General features: G+C 72.2%; 15 protein-coding genes. 3 read left to right on the forward strand and 12 right to left on the reverse strand.

Features of this window, described 5'->3' with window-relative positions:
• Positions 1-487: 487 nt before the first annotated feature.
• Complete coding sequence (locus tag ACFYXM_RS07385) at positions 488-1,495, reverse strand: stage II sporulation protein M (RefSeq protein ID WP_389287738.1); 1,008 nt, start codon at positions 1,493-1,495, stop codon at positions 488-490.
• Positions 1,496-1,615: 120 nt separating this feature from the next.
• Between ACFYXM_RS07385 and ACFYXM_RS07390 the strand changes: the two genes are divergently transcribed.
• Positions 1,616-2,680, forward strand: a complete 1,065-nt coding sequence (locus tag ACFYXM_RS07390) for an RDD family protein (RefSeq protein WP_389287740.1) — start codon at positions 1,616-1,618, stop codon at positions 2,678-2,680.
• A 63-nt stretch (positions 2,681-2,743) separates the two neighbouring features.
• Here ACFYXM_RS07390 and ACFYXM_RS07395 read toward each other — a convergent pair whose 3' ends face one another.
• The 8 genes from ACFYXM_RS07395 to ACFYXM_RS07430 all read right to left on the reverse strand — a co-directional run bounded on the left by ACFYXM_RS07395 (position 2,744) and on the right by ACFYXM_RS07430 (position 12,129).
• On the reverse strand, positions 2,744-3,355 hold the full coding sequence (locus tag ACFYXM_RS07395) for a hypothetical protein (protein ID WP_389287742.1): 612 nt from the start codon (positions 3,353-3,355) through the stop codon (positions 2,744-2,746).
• Positions 3,356-3,595: 240 nt separating this feature from the next.
• Positions 3,596-5,053 (reverse strand): adenosylhomocysteinase, encoded by a 1,458-nt coding sequence (ahcY, locus tag ACFYXM_RS07400; protein WP_389287744.1) that lies wholly within the window; start codon positions 5,051-5,053, stop codon positions 3,596-3,598.
• Positions 5,054-5,682: 629 nt separating this feature from the next.
• The gene (locus tag ACFYXM_RS07405; RefSeq protein WP_389287745.1) at positions 5,683-6,705 is read right to left on the reverse strand and encodes a cation diffusion facilitator family transporter; all 1,023 of its coding nucleotides are present in this window, start codon (positions 6,703-6,705) and stop codon (positions 5,683-5,685) included.
• Positions 6,706-6,801: 96 nt separating this feature from the next.
• Positions 6,802-7,980, reverse strand: coding sequence for a mannose-6-phosphate isomerase, class I (manA, locus tag ACFYXM_RS07410; RefSeq protein WP_389287747.1), 1,179 nt, complete (start codon positions 7,978-7,980; stop codon positions 6,802-6,804).
• A 299-nt stretch (positions 7,981-8,279) separates the two neighbouring features.
• Positions 8,280-9,416, reverse strand: coding sequence for an SIS domain-containing protein (locus ACFYXM_RS07415; RefSeq protein ID WP_389287749.1), 1,137 nt, complete (start codon positions 9,414-9,416; stop codon positions 8,280-8,282).
• 185 nt (positions 9,417-9,601) lie between these two features.
• On the reverse strand, positions 9,602-9,784 hold the full coding sequence (locus ACFYXM_RS07420) for a Trm112 family protein (protein ID WP_389287751.1): 183 nt from the start codon (positions 9,782-9,784) through the stop codon (positions 9,602-9,604).
• A gap of 381 nt (positions 9,785-10,165) precedes the next feature.
• Positions 10,166-11,551 carry a phosphomannomutase/phosphoglucomutase gene (locus ACFYXM_RS07425; protein ID WP_389287753.1) on the reverse strand — a complete coding sequence of 462 codons (1,386 nt, stop codon included), beginning with the start codon at positions 11,549-11,551 and terminating at the stop codon, positions 10,166-10,168.
• Positions 11,552-11,751: 200 nt separating this feature from the next.
• A complete protein-coding gene (locus ACFYXM_RS07430; protein WP_351522831.1) occupies positions 11,752-12,129 on the reverse strand; it encodes a DUF3499 domain-containing protein in 378 nt (125 codons plus the stop codon).
• A gap of 321 nt (positions 12,130-12,450) precedes the next feature.
• Here ACFYXM_RS07430 and ACFYXM_RS07435 point away from each other — a divergent pair, with 321 nt between their 5' ends.
• Positions 12,451-12,894, forward strand: a complete 444-nt coding sequence (locus ACFYXM_RS07435; RefSeq protein ID WP_389288266.1) for a metallopeptidase family protein — start codon at positions 12,451-12,453, stop codon at positions 12,892-12,894.
• Positions 12,895-13,063: 169 nt separating this feature from the next.
• Here the strand turns inward: ACFYXM_RS07435 and ACFYXM_RS07440 are convergent, their stop codons facing one another.
• The 3 genes from ACFYXM_RS07440 to ACFYXM_RS07450 all read right to left on the reverse strand — a co-directional run bounded on the left by ACFYXM_RS07440 (position 13,064) and on the right by ACFYXM_RS07450 (position 19,380).
• Positions 13,064-14,650: a DUF5719 family protein gene (locus tag ACFYXM_RS07440; RefSeq protein WP_389287755.1), complete on the reverse strand. Its 1,587-nt coding sequence runs from the start codon at positions 14,648-14,650 to the stop codon at positions 13,064-13,066.
• A complete protein-coding gene (locus ACFYXM_RS07445; protein WP_389287756.1) occupies positions 14,647-18,582 on the reverse strand; it encodes a glycosyltransferase family 2 protein in 3,936 nt (1,311 codons plus the stop codon). The genes ACFYXM_RS07440 and ACFYXM_RS07445 overlap by 4 nt, the downstream gene beginning before the upstream one ends.
• Positions 18,583-19,116: 534 nt before the next feature.
• Positions 19,117-19,380, reverse strand: coding sequence for a WhiB family transcriptional regulator (locus tag ACFYXM_RS07450; protein WP_030927001.1), 264 nt, complete (start codon positions 19,378-19,380; stop codon positions 19,117-19,119).
• A gap of 746 nt (positions 19,381-20,126) precedes the next feature.
• On the opposite strand from ACFYXM_RS07450, the gene ACFYXM_RS07455 reads away from it, so the two are divergent.
• Positions 20,127-20,708 carry a cysteine dioxygenase gene (locus ACFYXM_RS07455; protein WP_389287757.1) on the forward strand — a complete coding sequence of 194 codons (582 nt, stop codon included), beginning with the start codon at positions 20,127-20,129 and terminating at the stop codon, positions 20,706-20,708.
• The last annotated feature ends 50 nt before the right edge of the window (positions 20,709-20,758 follow it).

The following is a 20,758-nucleotide window of genomic DNA, read 5'->3' on the forward strand; positions in this document are numbered from 1 at the left end:
ACGCTTCCTTTGTACTCACCCCGACCTTCCGGTCCAGGCTTTCCTCCGGGCTTTTCCCTTCGGTCTTGCGTTTCCGACTCTATCAGACTCTTTCGCGTCCGATTCCCGGTCGAAGCGGGCTCGCCTTCCAGGTCCCACGCTTTCGCGCTTTTCCCTTTCGGCGGTTCCAACCTTACCAGATTCTTTTTCCGTTCCGTTTCCGGTCCGAATTTCAATTCCGGCGGCCGTTGGAGGGCCTTCACCTTTCGGCTGATTCGACTTTATCAGAACCATTCGCCCGTTCTGGACGGTCGCATGATTCGAATTGAGAGAATCAAAGATCCTGCAGGAATTGCATTCCCGCAGAGATGCGGTTGTAGAGGCTAACCGCCTGGCCCGGACCTGTCCAGTCCGTGGCAACCGTTAAAATCTACCTCCCCACGCCGACCGTGTCAACAGCCTTCTGGAGAGATGAGCAGACTAGCAGGTCAGCGGGGGCGCATGCACATCAGGCTGCGACCGGCAGCTCGGCGCTGCGTTCAGCGGCGTCGATGTCGCCCCGGTCCCCTGCTCGCGACGCTCGGCCGCCCAGGATGTAGACGTACACGAGGAAGGCCGCCTCGGCCACGATGCCGATGGCGATACGGGCCCAGGTCGGCAGGCCGGAAGGGGTGACGAAGCCTTCGATGACACCCGAGACGAACAGGATCAGGGCGAGGCCGATGGCCATACCGATCGCCGCTCGGCCCTGCTGTGCGAGGGCCGAGCGGCGGCTGTACGGGCCCGGGTCGATGACCGTCCAGCCGAGGCGGAGGCCGGTGCCCGCCGCGACGAAGACAGCGGTGAGTTCGAGGAGGCCGTGCGGGAGGATCAGCCCCAGGAAGACGTCCAGCCGGCCGGCCGACGACATCAGTCCGATGCCCACTCCGAGGTTGAGCACGTTGACGAAGAGGATCCAGATCACCGGGATGCCCAGGAACGCGCCCAGGACCAGGCACATTGCGGCGGCTCTGGCGTTGTTCGTCCAGACCTGGGCCGCGAACGACGCAGCGGGGTGACTGGAGTAGTAGGTCTCGTACTCCCCGCCGGGGCTGGTCAGGCGGCGGAGCTCGTCCGGGGCCGCGATGGCCGCCTGGACCTCGGGGTGCGTGCCGATCCACCAGCCGATGATCACGGCCAGCAGCGTGGAGAGCACCGCCGTCGGTATCCACCAGTGCCGGGAGCGGTGGACCGCGGCCGGGAATCCGGCGGTCAGGAAGCGGGTGGCGTCGCGCCATGAGGCCCGGCGGGTGCCGGTCACCGTGGACCGGGCGCGGGCCACGAGCTGGGTGAGGCGCGCGATGAGCGCGGCGTCCGGGGCGCTGGACTGGACGAGGGAGAGGTGGGTGGCCGTGCGCTGGTAGAGCTCGACGAGTTCGTCGGCCTCCTCGCCGGTGAGCCGGCGTCCACGGCGCAGGAGGTGGTCCAGACGGTCCCACTCCGCACGATGGGCGTTCACGAAGACATCGAGGTCCATGGTCGGCTGCTGCTCCAGGCAAGGGTGCGTACGGGTTCGTACCGCGGCGGCGCGTTGCGGGTCAGCTTGGCAGACTGAGAGCCCGAGGGGCAGGGAAGACCGGCGAGGGATGGGGCTGCGATGAGTCAACTGGTGACCGGGGACGCGGTCGTGCTGGGTCTGCAGCCGGCGAGACTGCCGAGTCGGGCACTGGCTTTGGCCATCGATCTCGTCGTGGTGGGCACGGCGTTCTTCATGGTGTCGATCGGACTGGCCATGGCGACGGCGGCGCTGGACGAGGCGGCATTCGCGGCGATATCCGTCGCCGCCTTCCTGCTGGTGCTGATCGGTGGGCCGATCGCGGTGGAGACGCTCAGCCGTGGTCGCTCGCTGGGGAAGCTGGCGTGCGGGCTGCGAGTGGTCCGGGACGACGGGGGGCCGATTCGTTTCCGGCACGCGTTGATGCGTGGGGGCATGGGGTTCGTCGAGATCCTGCTGACATTCGGGGTCGTCGCCTGCATCGCCTCGCTGGTGTCGGAACGGGGGCGACGCCTGGGGGACGTGTTCGCGGGCACGCTCGTCGTACGGGAGCGGGTACCGGCGGGGCGTGGGACTGCCGTGCCGCCTCCGCCGCCGTGGCTGGTCGGCCGATTCTCCGCGCTGGATCTGTCGGCCGTGCCGGACGGTCTGTGGCTGGCGATACGGCAGTACCTGACGCGGATGCACCAGCTCGACGCGCAGATCGGCCAGTCGATGGCGGAGCGGCTGGCCGCGGAGCTGTCCACGCGGACCGGCGTTCCCGTGCCCACGGGGGTGCCCGCCGGGGCGTATCTGGCAGCGGTGGTGAACGAACGGCAGTCGCGGGACGCACGGCGGGTGATGACCGCCGCCGCACAGGGCGGGGCCGTCCCCCGGACGGCCTGGGATGGACCGGCCGCATCGGACGGACCCACCGCTCCGGGTGCGACGAGCGCGGTGGTTGGTTCGGCCGGACATGCGGGGCGAGCAGACGGGTACGCGGGGCAGGTGGGGTGTACGGGGAGCGCAGGATCGATGAGCGCGGCCGTACCTCAGGCGCCGACCGCGCCGATGTCGCCCGCGGGTGAGTCGCCCGCGGGTGGTGCGAAGGCAGGTGCTCCCGCGGCCCCGGTGGTGGAGAAGGGCGGACCGGGATCCGCCCCGACAGGGTTCGCCCCACCCGCCTGACGTGGTGAGGGGGGCGCGTCCCCGACGTGCGGTGAGCCCGTGCGAGGCGCGGTGTGCTCCGGTCTAACGCGGCGAGGGTGGGGAGTCGAGGTCCTCGAGTTCGACGCCGGGGGCCGAGAGCACGACGTCACCCGCGATGTGAACGGTGTGCCGCTCGCCCGTGTCCAGGGCGCCGACCTGGTATTCGTCCACGGTCAGGGGGCCGTTGTCAGTGGCGTGCGCTTCACTGTTCACCAGGGCCCAGGACTGGTCGACGGTGCGGGGGGCGAGGACCGGGTCCGTGAAGGCGACGAGGCGGACACGGGCCGCGGGGGAATCGGGGGTGAGGCGCAGCAGTCGCGATGTCGCGACGTAGAAGGCGGGGGACGTGCCGGTGAAGGAGTGGGCGCGCGCATTGCCTTCCGTGGCATGAACGCCGGTCGGGTCGGTACGGACCCAGGTGACGCCGTCCAGGGCGGCGCCGCGGACCTGCCAGCTCGCGGCATGGAGTTCGAGACGGATGGGGCGGCCCAGGTCGTCGAGGGTCAGGTCGACGGAGCCGAGGTGGTCGCCGGAAGGGGCGGTGATCCGGGAGACATAGCGCCAGCCGGAGGGGCCGGGGGCGCACTGGAAGTGTTCTTCGCCGAGGAGGGTGTGGTCGTGAAGATCGTGAAGCGAATATCGACCGCGGGGCATGGGGTCCTTCGGGGGTCCTCGGGCTGAGCCGCTGCGGTACGGGGCAGGCCCCCGACACGGGGGTGCGGGGGCCTGCGCTCGTAACCGCTGCTGGGGCTGTTCCGTCCGTCGGCGGCCCGGGTCGTGGACGGCCGGGGCGCCGCGACGACTGATCGGCCGGTCAACGGCGGCCGGTGGTGCCCCGGCCGGCCGGTGACGGTGTGCGCGTACGCGCTCGCCGACCGGCCGGGGCGAGGCGGATCAGTAGCGGTAGTGGTCCGGCTTGTACGGGCCCTCGACCTGGACGCCGATGTAGGCGGCCTGCTCGGGGCGGAGCGTCGTCAGCTTGACGCCTAGCGCGTCGAGGTGGAGGCGGGCGACCTTCTCGTCCAGGTGCTTGGGCAGCACGTAGACGTCGGTCGGGTACTCCTCCGGCTTGGTGTACAGCTCGATCTGGGCCAGGGTCTGGTCCGCGAACGAGTTGGACATCACGAACGAGGGGTGGCCAGTGGCGTTGCCCAGGTTGAGCAGGCGCCCCTCGGACAGCACGATGAGGACCTTGCCGTCGGGGAACGTCCAGGTGTGGACCTGCGGCTTGACCTCGTCCTTGACGATGCCCGGGATCTTCGCGAGGCCGGCCATGTCGATCTCGTTGTCGAAGTGGCCGATGTTCCCGACGATGGCCTGGTGCTTCATCCTGACCATGTCGGTGGCCATGATGATGTCCTTGTTGCCCGTGGTGGTGACGAAGATGTCGGCCTTGTCGACGACCTCGTCGAGGGTGGTCACCTGGTAGCCGTCCATCGCTGCCTGGAGGGCGCAGATCGGGTCGATCTCGGTGATGATCACGCGGGCGCCCTGGCCGCGCAGCGACTCCGCGCAGCCCTTGCCGACGTCGCCGTAGCCACAGACGACTGCGGTCTTGCCGCCGATGAGGACGTCCGTGGCGCGGTTGATGCCGTCGATCAGGGAGTGGCGGCAGCCGTACTTGTTGTCGAACTTGGACTTGGTGACGGCGTCGTTGACGTTGATCGCCGGGAAGAGGAGGGTGCCGTCGCGGTGCATCTCGTAGAGCCGGTGCACACCGGTCGTGGTCTCCTCGGTGACGCCGCGGATCTCGGACGCCAGCTGGGTCCACTTCTGCGGGGACTCACCGAGGGTGCGGGTCAGCAGGGAGAGGATGTGGCCGTACTCCTCGCTGTCCGCCGTCGACGGGTCCGGGACCGCACCGGCCTTCTCGAACTCGACGCCCTTGTGGACGAGGAGGGTGGCGTCACCACCGTCGTCGAGGATCATGTTCGGGCCGCCGGTGGGGGTGTTCGGCCAGGTCAGAGCCTGCTCCGTGCACCACCAGTACTCCTCGAGCGTCTCGCCCTTCCAGGCGAAGACCGGGACGCCCCGGGGGTCGTCCGGGGTGCCGTTCGGGCCGACGGCGATGGCCGCGGCGGCGTGGTCCTGGGTGGAGAAGATGTTGCAGGAGGCCCAGCGGACCTGGGCGCCGAGGGCGACCAGGGTCTCGATCAGCACGGCCGTCTGCACGGTCATGTGCAGCGAACCGGTGATGCGGGCGCCGGCCAGCGGCTGGGCGGCGGCGTACTCCTTGCGGATCGACATCAGGCCGGGCATCTCGTGCTCGGCGAGGGTGATCTCCTTGCGGCCGAACGCCGCGAGGGAGAGGTCGGCGACCTTGAAGTCCTGCTGGTTGGCGACCGTTGTCATAACGGGCTGCTCCTCAGTAGTGGGTGTCGGGGTGGGCGGCTGGCTCTGCGAGCACACGGACACACGGATGCCCGGGCGTTCGCAGCGCAGTCCGTCGGAGGCCCTCTCTCCCTCGGCCGGCCCGCGTGCACGGACCGATCGACCGCCATCAGCAGCGACGTCTGACACTGCCGCCGAATCTACACCGATCGCCCCGGGCGCTCCCAGCCCGCTCGGAACCGCGAGTGGCCGGAAGCGGGCCGTGGGCACGGCCGGGCCAGGCCGGGAACGGACAGGGAGAGGCCGGAAGAAACGGACCGGAAGGGGCTGGGAACGACCGGGAACGACTGAACGACCGGGAGGGACCGGATGGGGATCCGGGAGGGAGCGAGAAAAGGCCGGCGCGGGGAGGGAGCGAGGCGGAGAGGGACGGGGGACGGACCAGGGGCGCGTACGGGGTGGATCGGAGGACGGGGCGGGCCCGCCTGCGGCCGCGGCAGGGGCCGAGGCGGCGGGCAGGCGGCCCGAAGACCGTGCGCCCGAAGAGAAGACCGTGCGCCCGAAGACCCGTGGGGCGGGCCCGGCCACGAATCGGGCGGAGGGGCGGGACGGGCCGGAGGGGCGGGACGGCGGATGAGCCGCTGGACGGGTCAGTGGCCGGAATTCGCCGGGAGGTCCGGGGTTTTTCCGGAGGGGGTACCCGGGGTGGCCTCCGGCGCCCCGCCCGGGGTCTTGCCGGGGTTGGCGCCGGCCGCGGCAGCCGCCTCGCTGTAGATGTCCGGCTCCAGATAGATGACGCGGGCAATCGGGACGGCTTCGCGGATGCGTGCCTCGGCGGCGTTGATGGCGTTGGCGACCTCGGAGGCGGTGTCCTCGTGCCGCACCGCGATCTTGGCGGCGACCAGCAGTTCCTCCGGGCCGAGGTGGAGCGTGCGCATGTGGATGACGCGGGTGACGGTGTCACCGTCGACGGCCGCCGCCTTGATCTTCTCGACCTGGTCGGCACCGGCGGCCTCGCCGAGCAGCAGGGACTTCGTCTCGGCGGCGAGCACGATCGCGATGGTGATCAGCAGGGCGCCGATGCAGAGGGTGCCGATGCCGTCCCAGACGCCGTCGCCGGTCGCGAGCGCCATTCCGACACCGCCGAGGGCGAGCACCAGACCGATCAGTGCGCCCAAGTCCTCCAGGAGCACGACGGGGAGTTCGGGGGCCTTCGCCCGGCGGATGAACTCCCTCCACGACAGCGAGCCGCGGGTCTCGTTGGACTCCTTTATGGCGGTGCGGAAGGAGAAGCCCTCGGCGATGATCGCGAAGACGAGAACGCCCACCGGCCAGTACCAGGACTCGATCTCGTGCGGGTGCTTGATCTTCTCGTAGCCCTCGTACAGCGCGAACATGCCACCGACCGAGAACAGCACGATGGAGACGAGGAAGGCGTAGATGTAACGCTCGCGGCCGTAGCCGAAGGGGTGCTGAGGGGTCGCCTCGCGCCGGGCCTTCTTGCCGCCGAGCAGCAGCAGTCCCTGGTTCCCCGAGTCGGCGACCGAGTGGACGCTCTCCGCGAGCATCGACGACGAGCCGCTGAACAGGAACGCGACGAATTTGGCCACGGCGATCGCGAGGTTGGCGCCGAGTGCCGCCACGATCGCCTTGGTTCCGCCTGACGCACTCATGGGTGCCTGATGTCCCTTCGTCGGTTCTTCGGTGCTGCGCCCCCTGGCGCCGCGGTACGGCCGGACATTGTTGCAGCCGCCGGTGCGGGAGGTTCGTCAGGCCACCACTGTGGCACGGAACAGGGTTCCCCCACCGGATACCTCGGCCTTCTCTCCTGCGGGCACGAAGACCGAGGCGCCGGGGGTGAGGCCGATCGTGCCCGCCTTCGGGGCGCCCGCCGTGCACAACAGGATCTGCGGGGTGCTCCGGGTCAGGTCGACGGGTTCGGCCCCGGGCGACAGGTCGAAGCGCGAGAGCCGGAACTCGTCCACGGGCGTCTCGTACAGTTCCTCGCCGGACGGGGACGCCTCGGGGCGCAGGATGCCTGGTTCGGTCGGCTCGAAGCGGACGACGCGCAGGAGTTCGGGCACGTCGATGTGCTTGGGCGTGAGTCCGCAACGCAGCACGTTGTCCGAGTTCGCCATGATCTCGACGCCGAGGCCGTCGAGGTAGGCGTGCGGGACGCCGGCACCGAGGAACAGGGCCTCGCCGGGCTGGAGCTCCACGTAGTTCAGCAGCATCGCGGCGATGACTCCGGGGTCGCCGGGGAAGTGGTGGGCGATCCGGGCGTACGGGGCGAGGGCGCCGCCGAGGCGCTGCGCCGCGGCCGCCGCCTCGTTCACGGTCTCGGCCGTCTGCGCCGGGTCGGCGCCGAGGATCGCGGTGAGCACCTCGCGCAGGGCCGCTTCCTCGGGGTGGGCGCCGAGGAGGTCGACGTACGGCTTGAGCGAGTCGACGCCGAGGGCCGCCATCGTCGCGGCGGCCTCGCCGGGCCTGCGGAAGCCGCACAGACCGGCGAAGGGGGTGAGCGCGCAGATCAGCTCGGGCTTGTGGCTGGCGTCCTTGTACGTGCGGTGGGGGGCGTCGATCGGGACGGAACGGCGCTCCTCGTCCGCGTAACCGCGCCGGGCCTGGTCGAGGTCGGGATGGACCTGGAGGGAGAGCGGAGCACCCGCGGCGAGGAGTTTGAGGAGGAAGGGCAGGTGGGGGCCGAACTTGTCGACGGTGGCCCGGCCCAGTTCGCCCTCCGGGTCGGCGGCGATGACCTCGGCGAGGGACTGCTCACGGCCCGCCGCGGCGCCGGTGGTGCGGGTGAGGCGGGAGGGGGCTCCGGGGTGGGCGCCCATCCACATCTCGGCCTGGGGTTCGCCGGTGGGGGCGACGCCGAGCAGCTCCGGGATGGCGGTCGTGGAGCCCCAGGCGTACGGGCGGACGGTGTTGGAGAGCCGGTCCATGGTTCGTCCTTGTGCTCGTGCTCGTGGGATGCGTGGATCCCCGTTGATGCGCGGATCAGGGGTGTCTGGGGCAGTGTGGTGTGCGGGGCGGCTCGGATGGTGTCGTGGCGGTGGCCCGGCGGTGTGCAGATGCTGTACGGGCGGGTGCGGCGATCGGGCGGTGCGGGGGCCCCGGGGCCCCCGGGAAGCGCTTTCGGGGAAGCGCTTTCCAGGATGCCAGGGGTGCGGGTGGACCGTTTTCCGGGCCGGGACGCGGAGGTTGTCCGGGGACGGTGCCCCGGGCGAGGGGTCCGGAGGGGTCAGGCGCGGGCGGACGACGCCAGCGCCAGGTAGACGGCGGCGAAGTCGGTGACCGCGAGGAGCTCGGCAAGGGCTTCGAGCGCGGTGCCGTCGTCCGGTTCGAGTTCGCTGATCGCCGTGTCGTGGCCGAGGGCCAGTTCGCGGGCGGCGGAGGCGGCGCTGAGACCGTCCGACGGGCGGTCCCGGAGCAGGACGACGCGGGTGTGCAGGGGTTCCGGCTCCTCGACCCGGTCGCGGAAGAAGTCGTCGGGGTCGGCCCCGGCCGCGAAGGCGCCCGCCAGCAGCGCGCCGTGGGCGGGAAGGGCCTCGGGGAGTTCGGCGGCGAGGGCCGGGCGGCCGGACAGTTCGGCGAGCACCGCGGCGAACCGGCGGCCCACCGGGCCCGCCGTGTCCCCCTCGGTCCAGACGAGGGGGAGACTGTCGGCGAGTTCGGCGGCGAGGGTCTTCGCCGGGTTGCTGTACGTGGCGATGGCCGGGCCGCAGCGTTCCGCGGTGCGGTCGAGGCGGTCGGCGACGCCCTGGAGCTCCTGGGCGGACGCGGTGACCAGGCCGAGCCGGTCGAGCAGTGCGAGCAGCGGGGTGAACAGGGCCCAGAGCGTGCCCGGCCCGGCCGCCGACGTCTCCGCGTCGTACTCGCCGTAGGGGGCGGTGGCCATCGGTACGACGAGACCGCGCGCGCCGTCGATCGCCTCGCGCAGCGGTGACTGCCGTGGAGCGACCGCGACGACGCTGCAGCCACGCCGGTACGCCTGTTCGGCGAGGAGGGAGAGGCCCGGCTCGGAACCGTCGGCCGTGACGATCAGCAGCAGGTCCACCGAGCCGGCCCAGCCCGGCAGCGCCCAGCGCAGTGCGCCCGCGGCGGGGGCGACCCCGGTGGGGTGGATGCGGGCGACGGGCGCGGAGGCGCCCGCGAGGGCGGTGATCAGGTCGGCGACGCCCGCCGCCGCGGTGCCGGAGCCCGCGAGGAGCACGGCACGGGGGCGGCCTTCCGGGTTCAGCCCGGCGATTCCGGCCTCGGCCGCGTGCCGGGCGGCGGTGCGGACCCGGGCTCCGGCCTCGGCGGCGCCGCGGAGCAGGCCCCGGCGGTCGGCCCGTGCCAGGGCGTCCGGGGCGTCGAGCAGCGACTCGTCGAGCATGGGGACGGTCCTCCGATCACCTGCTGATCACGATCACCTGCTGATCATCGTGCGGCCTCGGGCACGGATACCGTGAGGGCACCGATGCCGCGAGAGCACGGATACCGTTCACTCGGACACGCGTACCACTCACGCGGACACAGGCACCACCGCCGGGCGGATGCCACTGCCCGGGGTGGACTCCGTCACCCGGGGCGGCGGGCCTCGTCGACCAGAAGGACGGGGATGCCGTCCCGGACCGGGTAGGCCAGGCCGCAGTTCTCGCCGGTGCACACCAGCTCTGGGCTGTCGGCCGCCGACCGGTCGTCGAGCGGGGAGTGACAGGCCGGGCAGGCGAGGATCTCCAGAAGGCCGGCTTCGAGCGGCATGGGCGGGGTCCCTTCAGGCGTCTTCGGGCATTCGGTCAAGCGGTTCGCCCGCGCGCGGACCGGGCGACGTCAGCCTACCGCCGGGGTGCGGTGGGCGCGGCCCGGGTGGAGCGGCCCCCGCCCGGTTCCGGCGGCCCCGCTCGCCGGGGCTCGTCCGTCGGTGCCGCCCACCGGGGCGTGTTGCGAAAGTCCCGTCCGGCCCGCGACGCCTGGCACGGCGCCTCGCCACCTTGTCGGGGTCGTCCACGTACGCCCCATACGAGGACGATCCTCCGCCTTACGGTGCACCGCACCGGACGCCGCGGGCCCCGCCCTTCGGGCGGACGACGCTACTTTCGAAAACACGCCCGAGTGCGCGTGTCGGTGCCCCTGCCCCGGCCGTCAGTCGTCGGACGGGCCGGGGACGGCCCGGACGACGGCCAGCACCTCGTCCCGTATGGCGGTCATCGTCCGCTCGTCGCGGGCCTCGACGTTCAGGCGCAGCAGCGGTTCCGTGTTGGAGGCCCGCAGGTTGAACCACCAGTCCGGGCCCGTGACCGTCAGGCCGTCCAGCTCGTCGGTCGTGACGCCGTCGCGGGGCGCGAAGGACGCACGTACCGCTGCCGTGCGGCCCGGTTGGTCGGCGACCGTGGAGTTGATCTCGCCGGAGCCGGTGTAACGGTCGTACTGGGCGACCAGTTCGGACAGCGGCCCGGGCCTGCTCCCGAGCGCGGCCAGGACGTGCAGCGCGGCGAGCATGCCCGTGTCGGCGTTCCAGAAGTCGCGGAAGTAGTAGTGCGCGGAGTGCTCGCCGCCGAAGATCGCGCCGTGCGCGGCCATCTCCGCCTTGATGAAGGAGTGGCCCACCCGGGTGCGGACCGGGGTGCCGCCGTGTTCGCGGATCACCTCGGGGACCGAGAGCGAGGTGATCAGGTTGTGGATGACGGTGCCCCGGCCACCGTTGCGGTCGAGTTCCCGGGCGGCGACCAGGGCGGTGATCGCGGACGGTGAGACGCCCCTGCCGCGTTCGTCGACGACGAAGCAGCGGTCCGCGTCGCCGTCGAAGGCGAGGCCCAGGTCGGCACCCTCGGCCACGACGCGGGCCTGGAGGTCGACGAGGTTCTTCGGGTCGAGGGGGTTGGCCTCGTGGTTGGGGAACGTGCCGTCGAGCTCGAAGTACATCGGTACGAGGTCGACCGGGAGGCCGGCGAGGACGGTCGGCACCGTGTGGCCGCCCATGCCGTTGCCCGCGTCGACGACGACCTTCAGCGGGCGCATCGACGAGAGGTCGACGAGGGACAGCAGGTACGCGGCGTAGTCGGTCAGCGTCTCGCGTTCGGTGACGGTGCCGCGGGTGGTGAACGGTTCCGGTGCCCCGGCCTCGGACCACTTCTCGACCAGGGCGCGGATCTCGGCGAGGCCGGTGTCCTGGCCCACGGGTGCGGCGCCCGCCCGGCAGAGCTTGATGCCGTTGTACCGGGCCGGGTTGTGCGAGGCGGTGAACATCGCGCCGGGGAGGCCGAGGCTGCCGGAGGCGAAGTAGAGCTGGTCGGTCGAGCAGAGACCGATCAGGGTGACGTCCGCGCCGCGTGCCGCCGCGCCGCGGGCGAAGGCCGCCGAGAGGCCCGGCGACGAGGGCCGCATGTCGTGGCCGATCACGATCGCGTCCGCGCCGGTCACGTCGACGAACGCCGCCCCGAAGTATTCGGCCAGCGATTCGTCCCACTGGTCGGGCACCACCCCGCGCACGTCGTACGCCTTCACGATCTGCGACAGGTCAGCAGCCACGGGCCGGTCCTCCTGAGTTCTCTGCGGTCCGCCCAAACTACCCGGCGCCCGTTCCAGCAGGTCCCGGGGGATCCGGCGCCTCGGGACGGCTCGGGTGCTGCGGCTCCGCGAGGGCCTTCCCGACGGCTATGGGGTCCGGGGCCGACGGACGGGCGGGAAGGGGACCGGCCGTCGGGAGAACCGGCCGGGGTGAGGAGCGGTCAGGAGTCCGGGGAGCGGAGCACCCGCAGATGGCCGCGGCGCGCGACCTCCATCGGGTCGGCGGTCTGCGGGCCGCCGTTCCTGCCGTCACCGCCGCGGTCGTGCGGACGCGCCGCTTCCCGTACGGCGTTGGCGAGCGCTTCGAGGTCGTCACCGCTGGGGCGTGTGGGGGCGGAGGGGTCGGAGAGACGGACGACTTCCCAGCCGCGTGGTGCGGTCAGCCGCTCACTGTGCTCGGCACAGAGGTCGTAGCAGTGGGGCTCGGCGTAGGTGGCGAGCGGGCCGAGGACCGCAGTCGAGTCGGCATAGACGTACGTCAGTGTCGCGACGGCAGGGCGGCCGCACGCGGTGCGCGAACAGCGACGTACAGGGCTCACGATGTTGGACGGTACCGCACTCTTGAGCGGGCTGCGACGACTCTCCCCCAGGTCACTCCACCGTGTCGCCCTGTGACCTCTGGCACAACTGTCTTTCGGACAACCTTCTGACCTGCGAGGAAACAGAGAAACGCAGGTCACGGCGGCAACGATTCCGGTCGCCGCTCGATACAAAAGCTGTCATTCAGCAGGAGAACACCGGTCGCGAGCCGGACTTGAAACGGCCTGCTGTTTGGCCGGATTGTTCATGATTGGACAGGCCGACGCTCCGTCAGCAAGCGGCGATCCATCCGCCCCGCCGGGGGTTACGCTGCGTCGGTGATGGACAGTCCCGTGCCTCCCCACCCGTCCGACCCCCGCCCACGCCGTCGTGACCGTCATGGCCGCGGCATGCGCGGGCCCCTGGCACCGCCTCAGGTGCCGCTGTCGGTGAGCAGGGCGGAAAGCTTCCGCGATCTCGTGCAGGATTCCGTGGAGCGGCTGGAACGGCTCTGGCCGCAACTGGCCGATGTCGACTTCATGGTGCTGGACGTGCCCTCGGCCGAAGCGTCGGAGGCGCGGGCGGAGACCGTACCGCTGGGGCGCGCGACGTCCGCGGAGAAGAACCGGCCCGCGCAGATCGTCGTCTACCGCCGGCCCGTCGAGATCCGCGCCAAGAGCCGTGACGAACGCGCCCTGCTGGTGCACGAGGTCGTCGTGGAGCAGGTCGCGGAGCTGCTCGGGCTCTCACCGGAGTCGGTGGATCCGCGGTACGGCCAGGAGTAGCGGAGCCGGCGGGACCGGAGAGGGCAAAGAGGGCAGAGGGGTCGGCGGGAGGAGCCGCGGGAACGGGACGGCGCGGCGGCCGGGCCGCCCCCACCGGGACACCCCGACCGCCGCGTCCGGTCGTCCGGCCGCGTCCGGTCGCTCGCCGCGTCCGGACGTTCAGCCGCGTTCAGTCGTCCAGGACCGACAGGTCCTGCACGGCGTCGGGCACCGCCACCGTTCCGCGGTCGTCCGACAGGGTCTGCACGGTGAACATCTGGACGCCGTCCTGCGGGAGGCTGAGCGTGCGGGCGGCGTGGACCGGTCCGCCCGACTCCGTACGGACCGTCAGCGCGTAGCCGCCCTTGAGGCCCGACGGCACGGGCGGGGTGACCGCGAGGGTCGTACCGCCCTTGACCGTGTACGTCTTGACGACCTGTTCGCCGCCCCCGCTGCCCGCCGAGGCGATCACCTTCACGGTGCCGGTGGCGCCGGGCGCGGTGAGCGAGAGGGTCGACCCCTTGGCCCGGTTGTCCGCCGCCGTCGCCTGCGCGCCCACCGGACCGGTCGCCGGGATGTAGCCGGCCTCCCGGCCGTCGCCCTTGCCGCGGACCACGCGCAGCGCGGCCACCACCGGGGTGCCCTCGCCGCCCTTCGCCGGGCTCAGCAGCAGTGAGCCGGGTTCGCCCCTGGTGATGTCCTTGAGGTCGACGCCCGCCGTCATCCGCGACTTGACGTGCAGGCTCTCGTTCCCGACCGGTGAGATCGGGCCGCCCGGGCCGAGCAGCTGGACCTTCAGGTCGGCGTCGGCGTCGCCGGGCGCGAAGGCGACCAGACGGACGGATGTGGCGTCCGCCGGGATGCCGGGGAGCACCAGGGTGCCGTTCGGCGAGACGGAGGCGGCCAGCCAGTCGCTGCCGGTCGTCTCGTCCGCGGTCCTCACGGCGGCGCCGACACGTCCGGTGCGGGTGGTGACGTGGGCGGTCACGTCCTCGACCGCCTCGCTGGTCAGCGTCGAGATCAGGACGCGGACGCCGGAACGGGCGGGCACCGTGATGCCCTCGCCGACGTCCGACTTGAGGCTGCCGTCCGGGCCGTACAGCTCGATGTCGGCGACGGCCGCGGTGTCGTCCGGGTTGGTGAGGTGCACGTAGTCCTCGCGGGACTTCGCGGTGCTCACGGCCGGGAACCAGAAGTCGGCGCCCGGCGAGGTGCAGCTGACACCGAGCAGGCCGCGGGCACCCGCCTCGACCACGGTGGTCTGCTGGGCGGCCCAGCCGGGGGCCAGGCGCCCGGTGGCGGTGCCGACCAGTGCAGGGGCGTCGGCCCCGGAGACTTCGGCGGTGGCCGGCTTGCCGGGCTCCTTCAGGGAGAGGACGGGCTTCGTGGAATCCGTCTTCTTGTCGCCCTTGCCGTTCTTGCCGTCGTCCTTGTCGTCCTTCTTCCCGTCCTCCTCCTTTCCGCCGTCTCCCTTTCCGGTCCCGCCCGCGGTGCCGTCGGCCGTGACCGCCGTGGACTGCGTCAGTTCGGCCGTACCGGCCCCACCGCCTCCGCCGTCCGCGCCGTCCGCGGCCGGGGTGTAGGCCGTGTACGTCGTCTCGGCGAGGTCCGAGCGGCCGGGCGCCGGGCAGAGCAGGCTGGACCGTTCGACCGGCAGCCGGGTGGCCGCCTTCGGTTCCGCCGCGCTCGTGTCGCCGGGCGCGGTCAGCGCGGCGAATCCGGTGACGGCGGCGAGGGCTACGGTGCCCGCGATGAGGGACAGGCTGCTGGACTTCACTCGGACTCGCCTCGCGATGCGTTACCGGTCGGCCACGGGTTCTGGCCCGGGGCGGTGTTCTCGTCGGGGTTCTGCGGTTCGTACCCGCCCTGCCCGCCGTAGCCGGCCCGGGTGTCGTACGAGGCCGCCTGCGGGTCGTACTGCGGGACCTGCGGGTCGTACTGCTGGTGCTGCGGCTGCTGATGGTGCTGCTGGGCGTAGCCGTACGGGTCGTAGGCGTTCGGGTCGTAGGTGTGCGTGTTGTAGGCGTTCAGGTCGTGGGCGTTCGGGTCGTGGGCGCCGTTCTGCGGGTACGGGTCAGCGGTGTGCTGGTGCTCCTGCGGCGTGCCGTATCCGGCGTCCTGGTACGGGGTGTTCGGGTACGGCTGGTGGCCCGCGTCCTGGTACCGGCCCGCGTCCCACTCGCCGTACTGCTGTTGCGGAACGGCGTACGGGTCGCCTTCGGCACCGGGGGCGAAACCGTCCCGGGTCCCGTCGGCATCCGGGGCGAAGCCGTCCTGTCCGTCCGCCCGGGGCGCGTAGGTCTCCTGACCGTCCGTCCGGCTGGGCTCGGGTCCCGTTCCCGGTTCGGCGTTCTGCTGGGCCGGGAGGTACTCCGCCGCGGCGTCCTCGGCGCTCCCTCCCACGTTTCCGCCACCGCTTCCGGCCGACGCGGCCTCGGCCTCCGCACGGGCAGCGGCGCGAAGCCTGCGGGACCGGCGCCCCTCGCCCTCGGCCGGCTCCGCGGCCGCGGCCATGCCCTCCTCGGGCAGGTCGTCGTCGATCTCCCGGCGACGGCCCGGCAGCGCCATGACCACCAGCACCACGGCCAGCGCGCACTGGGCCCAGATCCAGGCGGTGTGGGTGAACGGCGCGTCGTACGTCAGGTCCAGTCTGCCGCCCTCGGCGGGCAGTTCGAAGCCCTGGGCCCAGCCGTCGACGGTCTTCGGGGTCAGGGCGCGTCCGTCGAGCGTGGCGCGCCAGTTCGGGTCGGCGGCGTCGGCGATCCGCAGCACGCGGCCGGGGTCGCCCGCCGGGATCTTCGTGTGCGCCTCGACGGGGAGGGAGCCCACCGGCAGCTGCTCGCCGTCGGCACCGGGCGGGACGATCATGATGCGCGCGACCTGCCGGTCGACCCGCCACAGCGCGCTGCCGTCCAGCTGGCTGAGCCTGCTGAGACCGGGGGTCGTGTCGAGGACCCGGCTCATCTCCTTCGGGGCGCCGTCGCGGACCAGGACGTACCGGATCGCGAACCCGCTGAGCTGGCTGCCCTGGTCGGCGCCGGAGCCCGCGACGAGGTTGGCGACGACCTTGTCGAGGTGGCTGTTGCTGCCACCCGCCTCGATCAGTTCGGCGTCGCCGAGCCGCGCGCCGGAGCCGCGCACCAGGGTGTACGAGACGGTGGCGGGCGAGGTACCGCCGAGGACGAGGGTGCGCGGCTGGTCGCGGGTGGCGCTCTCCTCCGCGACGAACGCGGGCACCTGCACCGGGTCACGGCGCTCCAGCGGGCCCGCGGCGCCGCCGATCATCCAGCCGGCGGCGGCCAGCACCGGGGCGAGGCCCGCGGCGAGGGCGATCAGCGCGGCGACGGGCTGGCGCCAGCCGAAGCTGAGTTCGGCGACGCGTACCCGGGCGCCGTCCGCACCGACCAGCGCGGCGGAGATCAGCGCGATCCCGTAGACGAGCGTGGCCGGGCCCGCCCAGGCGGAGCCGTTGGTGAGCGCGGCGAAGAACAACGCCACCAGCGCCACCGCCCACGCGGTGCGCACCGCGAACTGCCGCTCCGCGCGCAGCAGCGCGGCCAGCGCGGCCAGCACGACGCCGAGCAGCAGCACACCGCCCGCGGCCTTCGGGCCGCCGGGGCTGATGCCGAGCAGGTCGAGCGCGGAGGCCGTGCCCGTACCGAGGTCGAGGCCCGCCTCCTTCAGGAAGCCGGACGGGTCGGCGAGGAGCGAGAGCGACCACGGCGCGAGGACCAGCAGCGGCGTGCCGACCGCGGCGAGGAAGCGGAGGCCGTACGCGGCGATGTCCCGGCGGCGCAGGACGAGCACGCCGATGCCGAGGACCACGGCCATTGGCCACACGACGGGGGTGAACGCCATCGCGACGGTGAGGAGCAGGGTGTACGCCCAGGTGGCGCGCCAGCTGCCGCGCGCGCCGCCGGTGGCGCGCATGCCGTGCGCGGAGACGGCGGCGCGGGCGATCAGCGGGAGCAGGACGGCGAGGACGGCGGTGCCGAGGCGGCCGGTCGCGAGGGCGCCGGTCGCGGCGGGCAGGAAGGCGTACGCGACGCTCGCCCAGGCGCGCAGCAGCCGGGACGGGAGCAGCGGGCGGGAGGCGAAGTACGCGGTGAGTCCGGCGAGCGGGACCGAGCAGACCAGCAGCAGCGTGAGCGCGAAGCCGGTCGAGCCCAGGAACAGCGCGGACAGGGCCGAGAGCAGGGCGAGGTAGGGCGGTGCGGTCTGGGTGCCGCCGGTGCCGACCGGGTGCCAGCCGTCCGCGTACCGGCCCCACAGGTCGGAGACGTCGGCGGGCGCGGCCAGCAGGGCGCCGCCCGCGAGCGCGCCGCCGCCGAGCAGCCCGCGGCAGGCGACGAGCGAGACGAGGAGGAGGACGGCGAAGAGCACCGGGCCGGGCTTGCGCCCGATCCGCTTCAGCCGCGCGAACTGTTCGATCTCCAGGAAGTCGGCGTCGTCGCCGCCGGGGCCGGACTCCACGGCGCCGTGCCGCGAGCCGCCCGAGTCGGCGTCGGACCGGTTGCCGAGGTTCCCGGCGATCTGGTCGACGGTGGCCCGGACGGTGGCGCCGGGCGGCGGGAACAGGCCGCGCAGTTCGGCCTGGTCGACGACGCCACCGGCGCGGGCGCGGCGGGCGGCGAGGATCCGTCCGGGGCGCAGCAGGGTGCCGAACAGCCCGGTGATCTCGTCGAGCGCCTGGCCGGGCACCTTTCCGACGAGGTAGGCGAGGGCGCGCAGGAGGCTGCCCACGACGAGCCGCAGCAGCACCCAGGGCAGTACCTTGCCGCGGGCGTTGGCCAGCATCGTGTAGACGGCACCGGCCTTGTCGACGCGGTGCGGGGAGGCGACAGAGCGCCCCACGCAGTCGATGGGGCGGCGCTCACGGGCGGACGCCTCGGCGTGCCGGAGGACGGCGTCGGGGGCGACCAGGACCCGGTGTCCGGCGATGTGCGCGCGCCAGCACAGGTCGACGTCGTCGCGCATCAGCGGGAGCGCGCGGTCGAAGCCGCCGAGCTCCTCCCAGACGTCACGGCGGATCAGCATCCCGGCGGTGGAGACGGAGAGCACGGTACGGACCTGGTCGTACTGTCCCTGGTCCTGTTCGCGCCGGTCGAGGCCGGTCCAGCGGCGGCCGCTGTTGGCGATGGAGACGCCGACCTCGAGGAGCTGCTTGCGGTCGTACCAGCCGCGGAGCTTGGGGCCGACGATCGCGGCGTGCGGGTCGTTGTCGACGACCCGCAGCAGCTCGGCGAGAGCGTCGGGCGCGGGCGCGCAGTCGTCGTGGAGCAGCCAGAGCCACTGCACGGGTTCGCCGTGCGGGAGCTCGGGGAGGTCGTAAGTGTCGTCGCGCCAGGTCTTGGTGACGGGGTCCCAGTTGCCGGGCCGCTTCAGGTAGGGCAGGTCCTCGGGGGTGAGGACGCCGGCCGTACGGGCCGCCTCGTCGACGGCCGCGCCGAAACCGCTGCGCCGCGCGAGGTGCAGGACGCGGTCGGCGCCGAGCGCCTCGGTGATCAGCCGGGCGGAGTCGTCGGCGCTGCCGGTGTCCGCGGCGACGGCGTTCTGTACGGGGCGTTCCTGCCCGAGCAGTCCGGCGAGCGCGTCGGGCAGCCAGCGCGCGCCGTCGTGGGAGACGAGCACGGCGGTGACGACATGCCGGGGGAACTCGGGGGCGACGGCAGCCGCGTACGGCGCCGTCGTTTGGCTGTGCACGGACATCGAGGTACGGGCCCTCCGGCCGGGTCCGGGGGCGATTCCCCCCGGGGGCTGCATCGGTGTACGCGCGCGCTCCGTCGGGGCGTTGGCGCGTCTCGGACGGGGCCCCACACTAACGGTACGGCTCACCCCGGTGGCGCCGAGCGCCCGGACGGGGGCCGCGACGGGCGGTGCCGGGGGGACGCGGGAGCGGGCGGCGGGCGGCCTCGGGCGTCACGGGAGCGGGCGGCCGCACATGGTGATGGCCCGTCGTCCGCGGGCGGGTGGCGGGCGACGGGCCATGGTCGTGACGGCGCATCCGGCTGTTCGGCCGTCGGTTACCGGTTGCTCGTTCCTGGTTGCCGATCGTCGGCTACCGGTTCTCGGTTGCCGGTCGTCCGTTGTCCGGACTTCGCGGCATGCGGTTCCCCCTGCGGGCTCCGCCCCGAGCGCGGTCGCGGCGCTCCGACGGCATCGCCCCCTCGCCGATCCTCACCGATCCGCTCCGCCCGCCGTGCACGTACGCGGCGGACCGGGCGGACGGTGGGCGCGGTGGCGTCAGACGGCGGCCTTCTTCAGGCGGCGCCGCTCGCGCTCGGAGAGTCCGCCCCAGATACCGAAGCGTTCATCGTTGGAAAGGGCGTACTCAAGGCATTCGGAACGCACTTCGCAGGCGAGACAGACCTTCTTGGCCTCGCGGGTGGATCCGCCCTTCTCGGGGAAGAAGGACTCGGGATCGGTCTGGGCGCACAGTGCGCGCTCCTGCCAGCCGAGTTCCTCGTCCGCGTCCTCGACCAGCAGTTGCTGGAACAGCTCGGTCATGTGCGCCCCTCGTCTGTCTCTTGCGTCCCCGTGATGCAGCCGTTGCTGATTACGGCCGAACGACACGAGTGAAATTACAAGTGTGTATCTCCAGGCCAGTCAAGCGAGGATCTGCTATTGGCCCCGGTATTCACTCTGCGGAACCAAGGGTATGCGGAAAGTGTGCAAATCGGCAAAAAGCTGACATCTGCCGTGGACCGCATCACACCCCCTCACCGAGAGAGACGAACGGGACCGCCTCCACGTTTCGGGCCGGCTGCCGAAGCGATCAAGATCACAGATAGATCACGAGGTTCCAACGACGTTTACCGGCGCGGTTGATGCGCCACATCTCCGCCACCATGGCCGAATAAACCTTTCTGCACCCCAAAGCGGCCAATCAGGGTGAACCATTACCTACAAAGCGGACATCAAGTTGACAGGTGAGGGCGACAACCGGTCTCCTTGGTCCCATGCCAGCGACTGCAGCGACGTACGCCACCCACGTCCGTGGGTTCCGCACGGCTGTCCAGGCCCGCTGTTGCTGTCACAGCTGTTGATGCCATAGGGCTCCGGCTCTGATCCAGCACCTCCCGCTCCTCCCGCGAGGTTCTCGCCGCAGAGCGTCTTCGCAGAGCGCGTCCACCAAGAAGGCTCCTCAGCCCTCGCAGAGGCTCCCTTCCGGCGCTCGCACGGTCTCCGGTGGCTCTCCCGCCTCTCCGCGACACCCGCACACGCACCCCACGCCGAGGAAACCGACCGCTTCCATGAACAGCGACAGCGACCTCCAGATCGCCGGCGACATCCTTGAGGTCCAGCACCTCCTCCAGCCCGCACGCGAGCACCCGTCCACCGTGGCCGAGTTCGCCGGGCTCGCCCGCCGCATCGCCTCCGACCGCACGCAGTGGGCGCCGCTCGTCCAGTACGACGCCACCACCCGCTGGTACCACCGGCTGCGCGCCGTTGCACCAGCCCCCGGCTCCTCCCGGCCCGGGAAGTCCTCGGCCGGTTACGAGCTCTGGCTGCTGAGCTGGCTGCCCGGTCAGGGCAGCGGGCGCCACGACCACGGCCCGTCCTCCGGGCTGCTGACCGTTCTGGACGGCCGGCTGACCGAGCACACCGAGCGCGGCGCCTGCGCGCTGGCACCCGGAGCACAGCGCGTCTTCGCGCCCGGCTCCGTGCACGAGGTGATCAACGACTCCCTCGAACCGGCCGTCAGCCTGCACATCTACTACCCGGGCCTGACCGAGATGCCGATGCACACGGCGCACTGCACGCCGGTGACCGCGAACGCCCTGCCCGTGGCCGCGAGCGCCGTACCCCCAGTGGCGGACGCCGCACGCGGCTGACGTCCGCCCCTCACCCGCAGACGGCCGCCCGTCGCCCGTCGCCCTGACAA

This window comes from Streptomyces sp. NPDC002476, assembly GCF_042889785.1.
GTDB lineage: Bacteria > Actinomycetota > Actinomycetes > Streptomycetales > Streptomycetaceae > Streptomyces.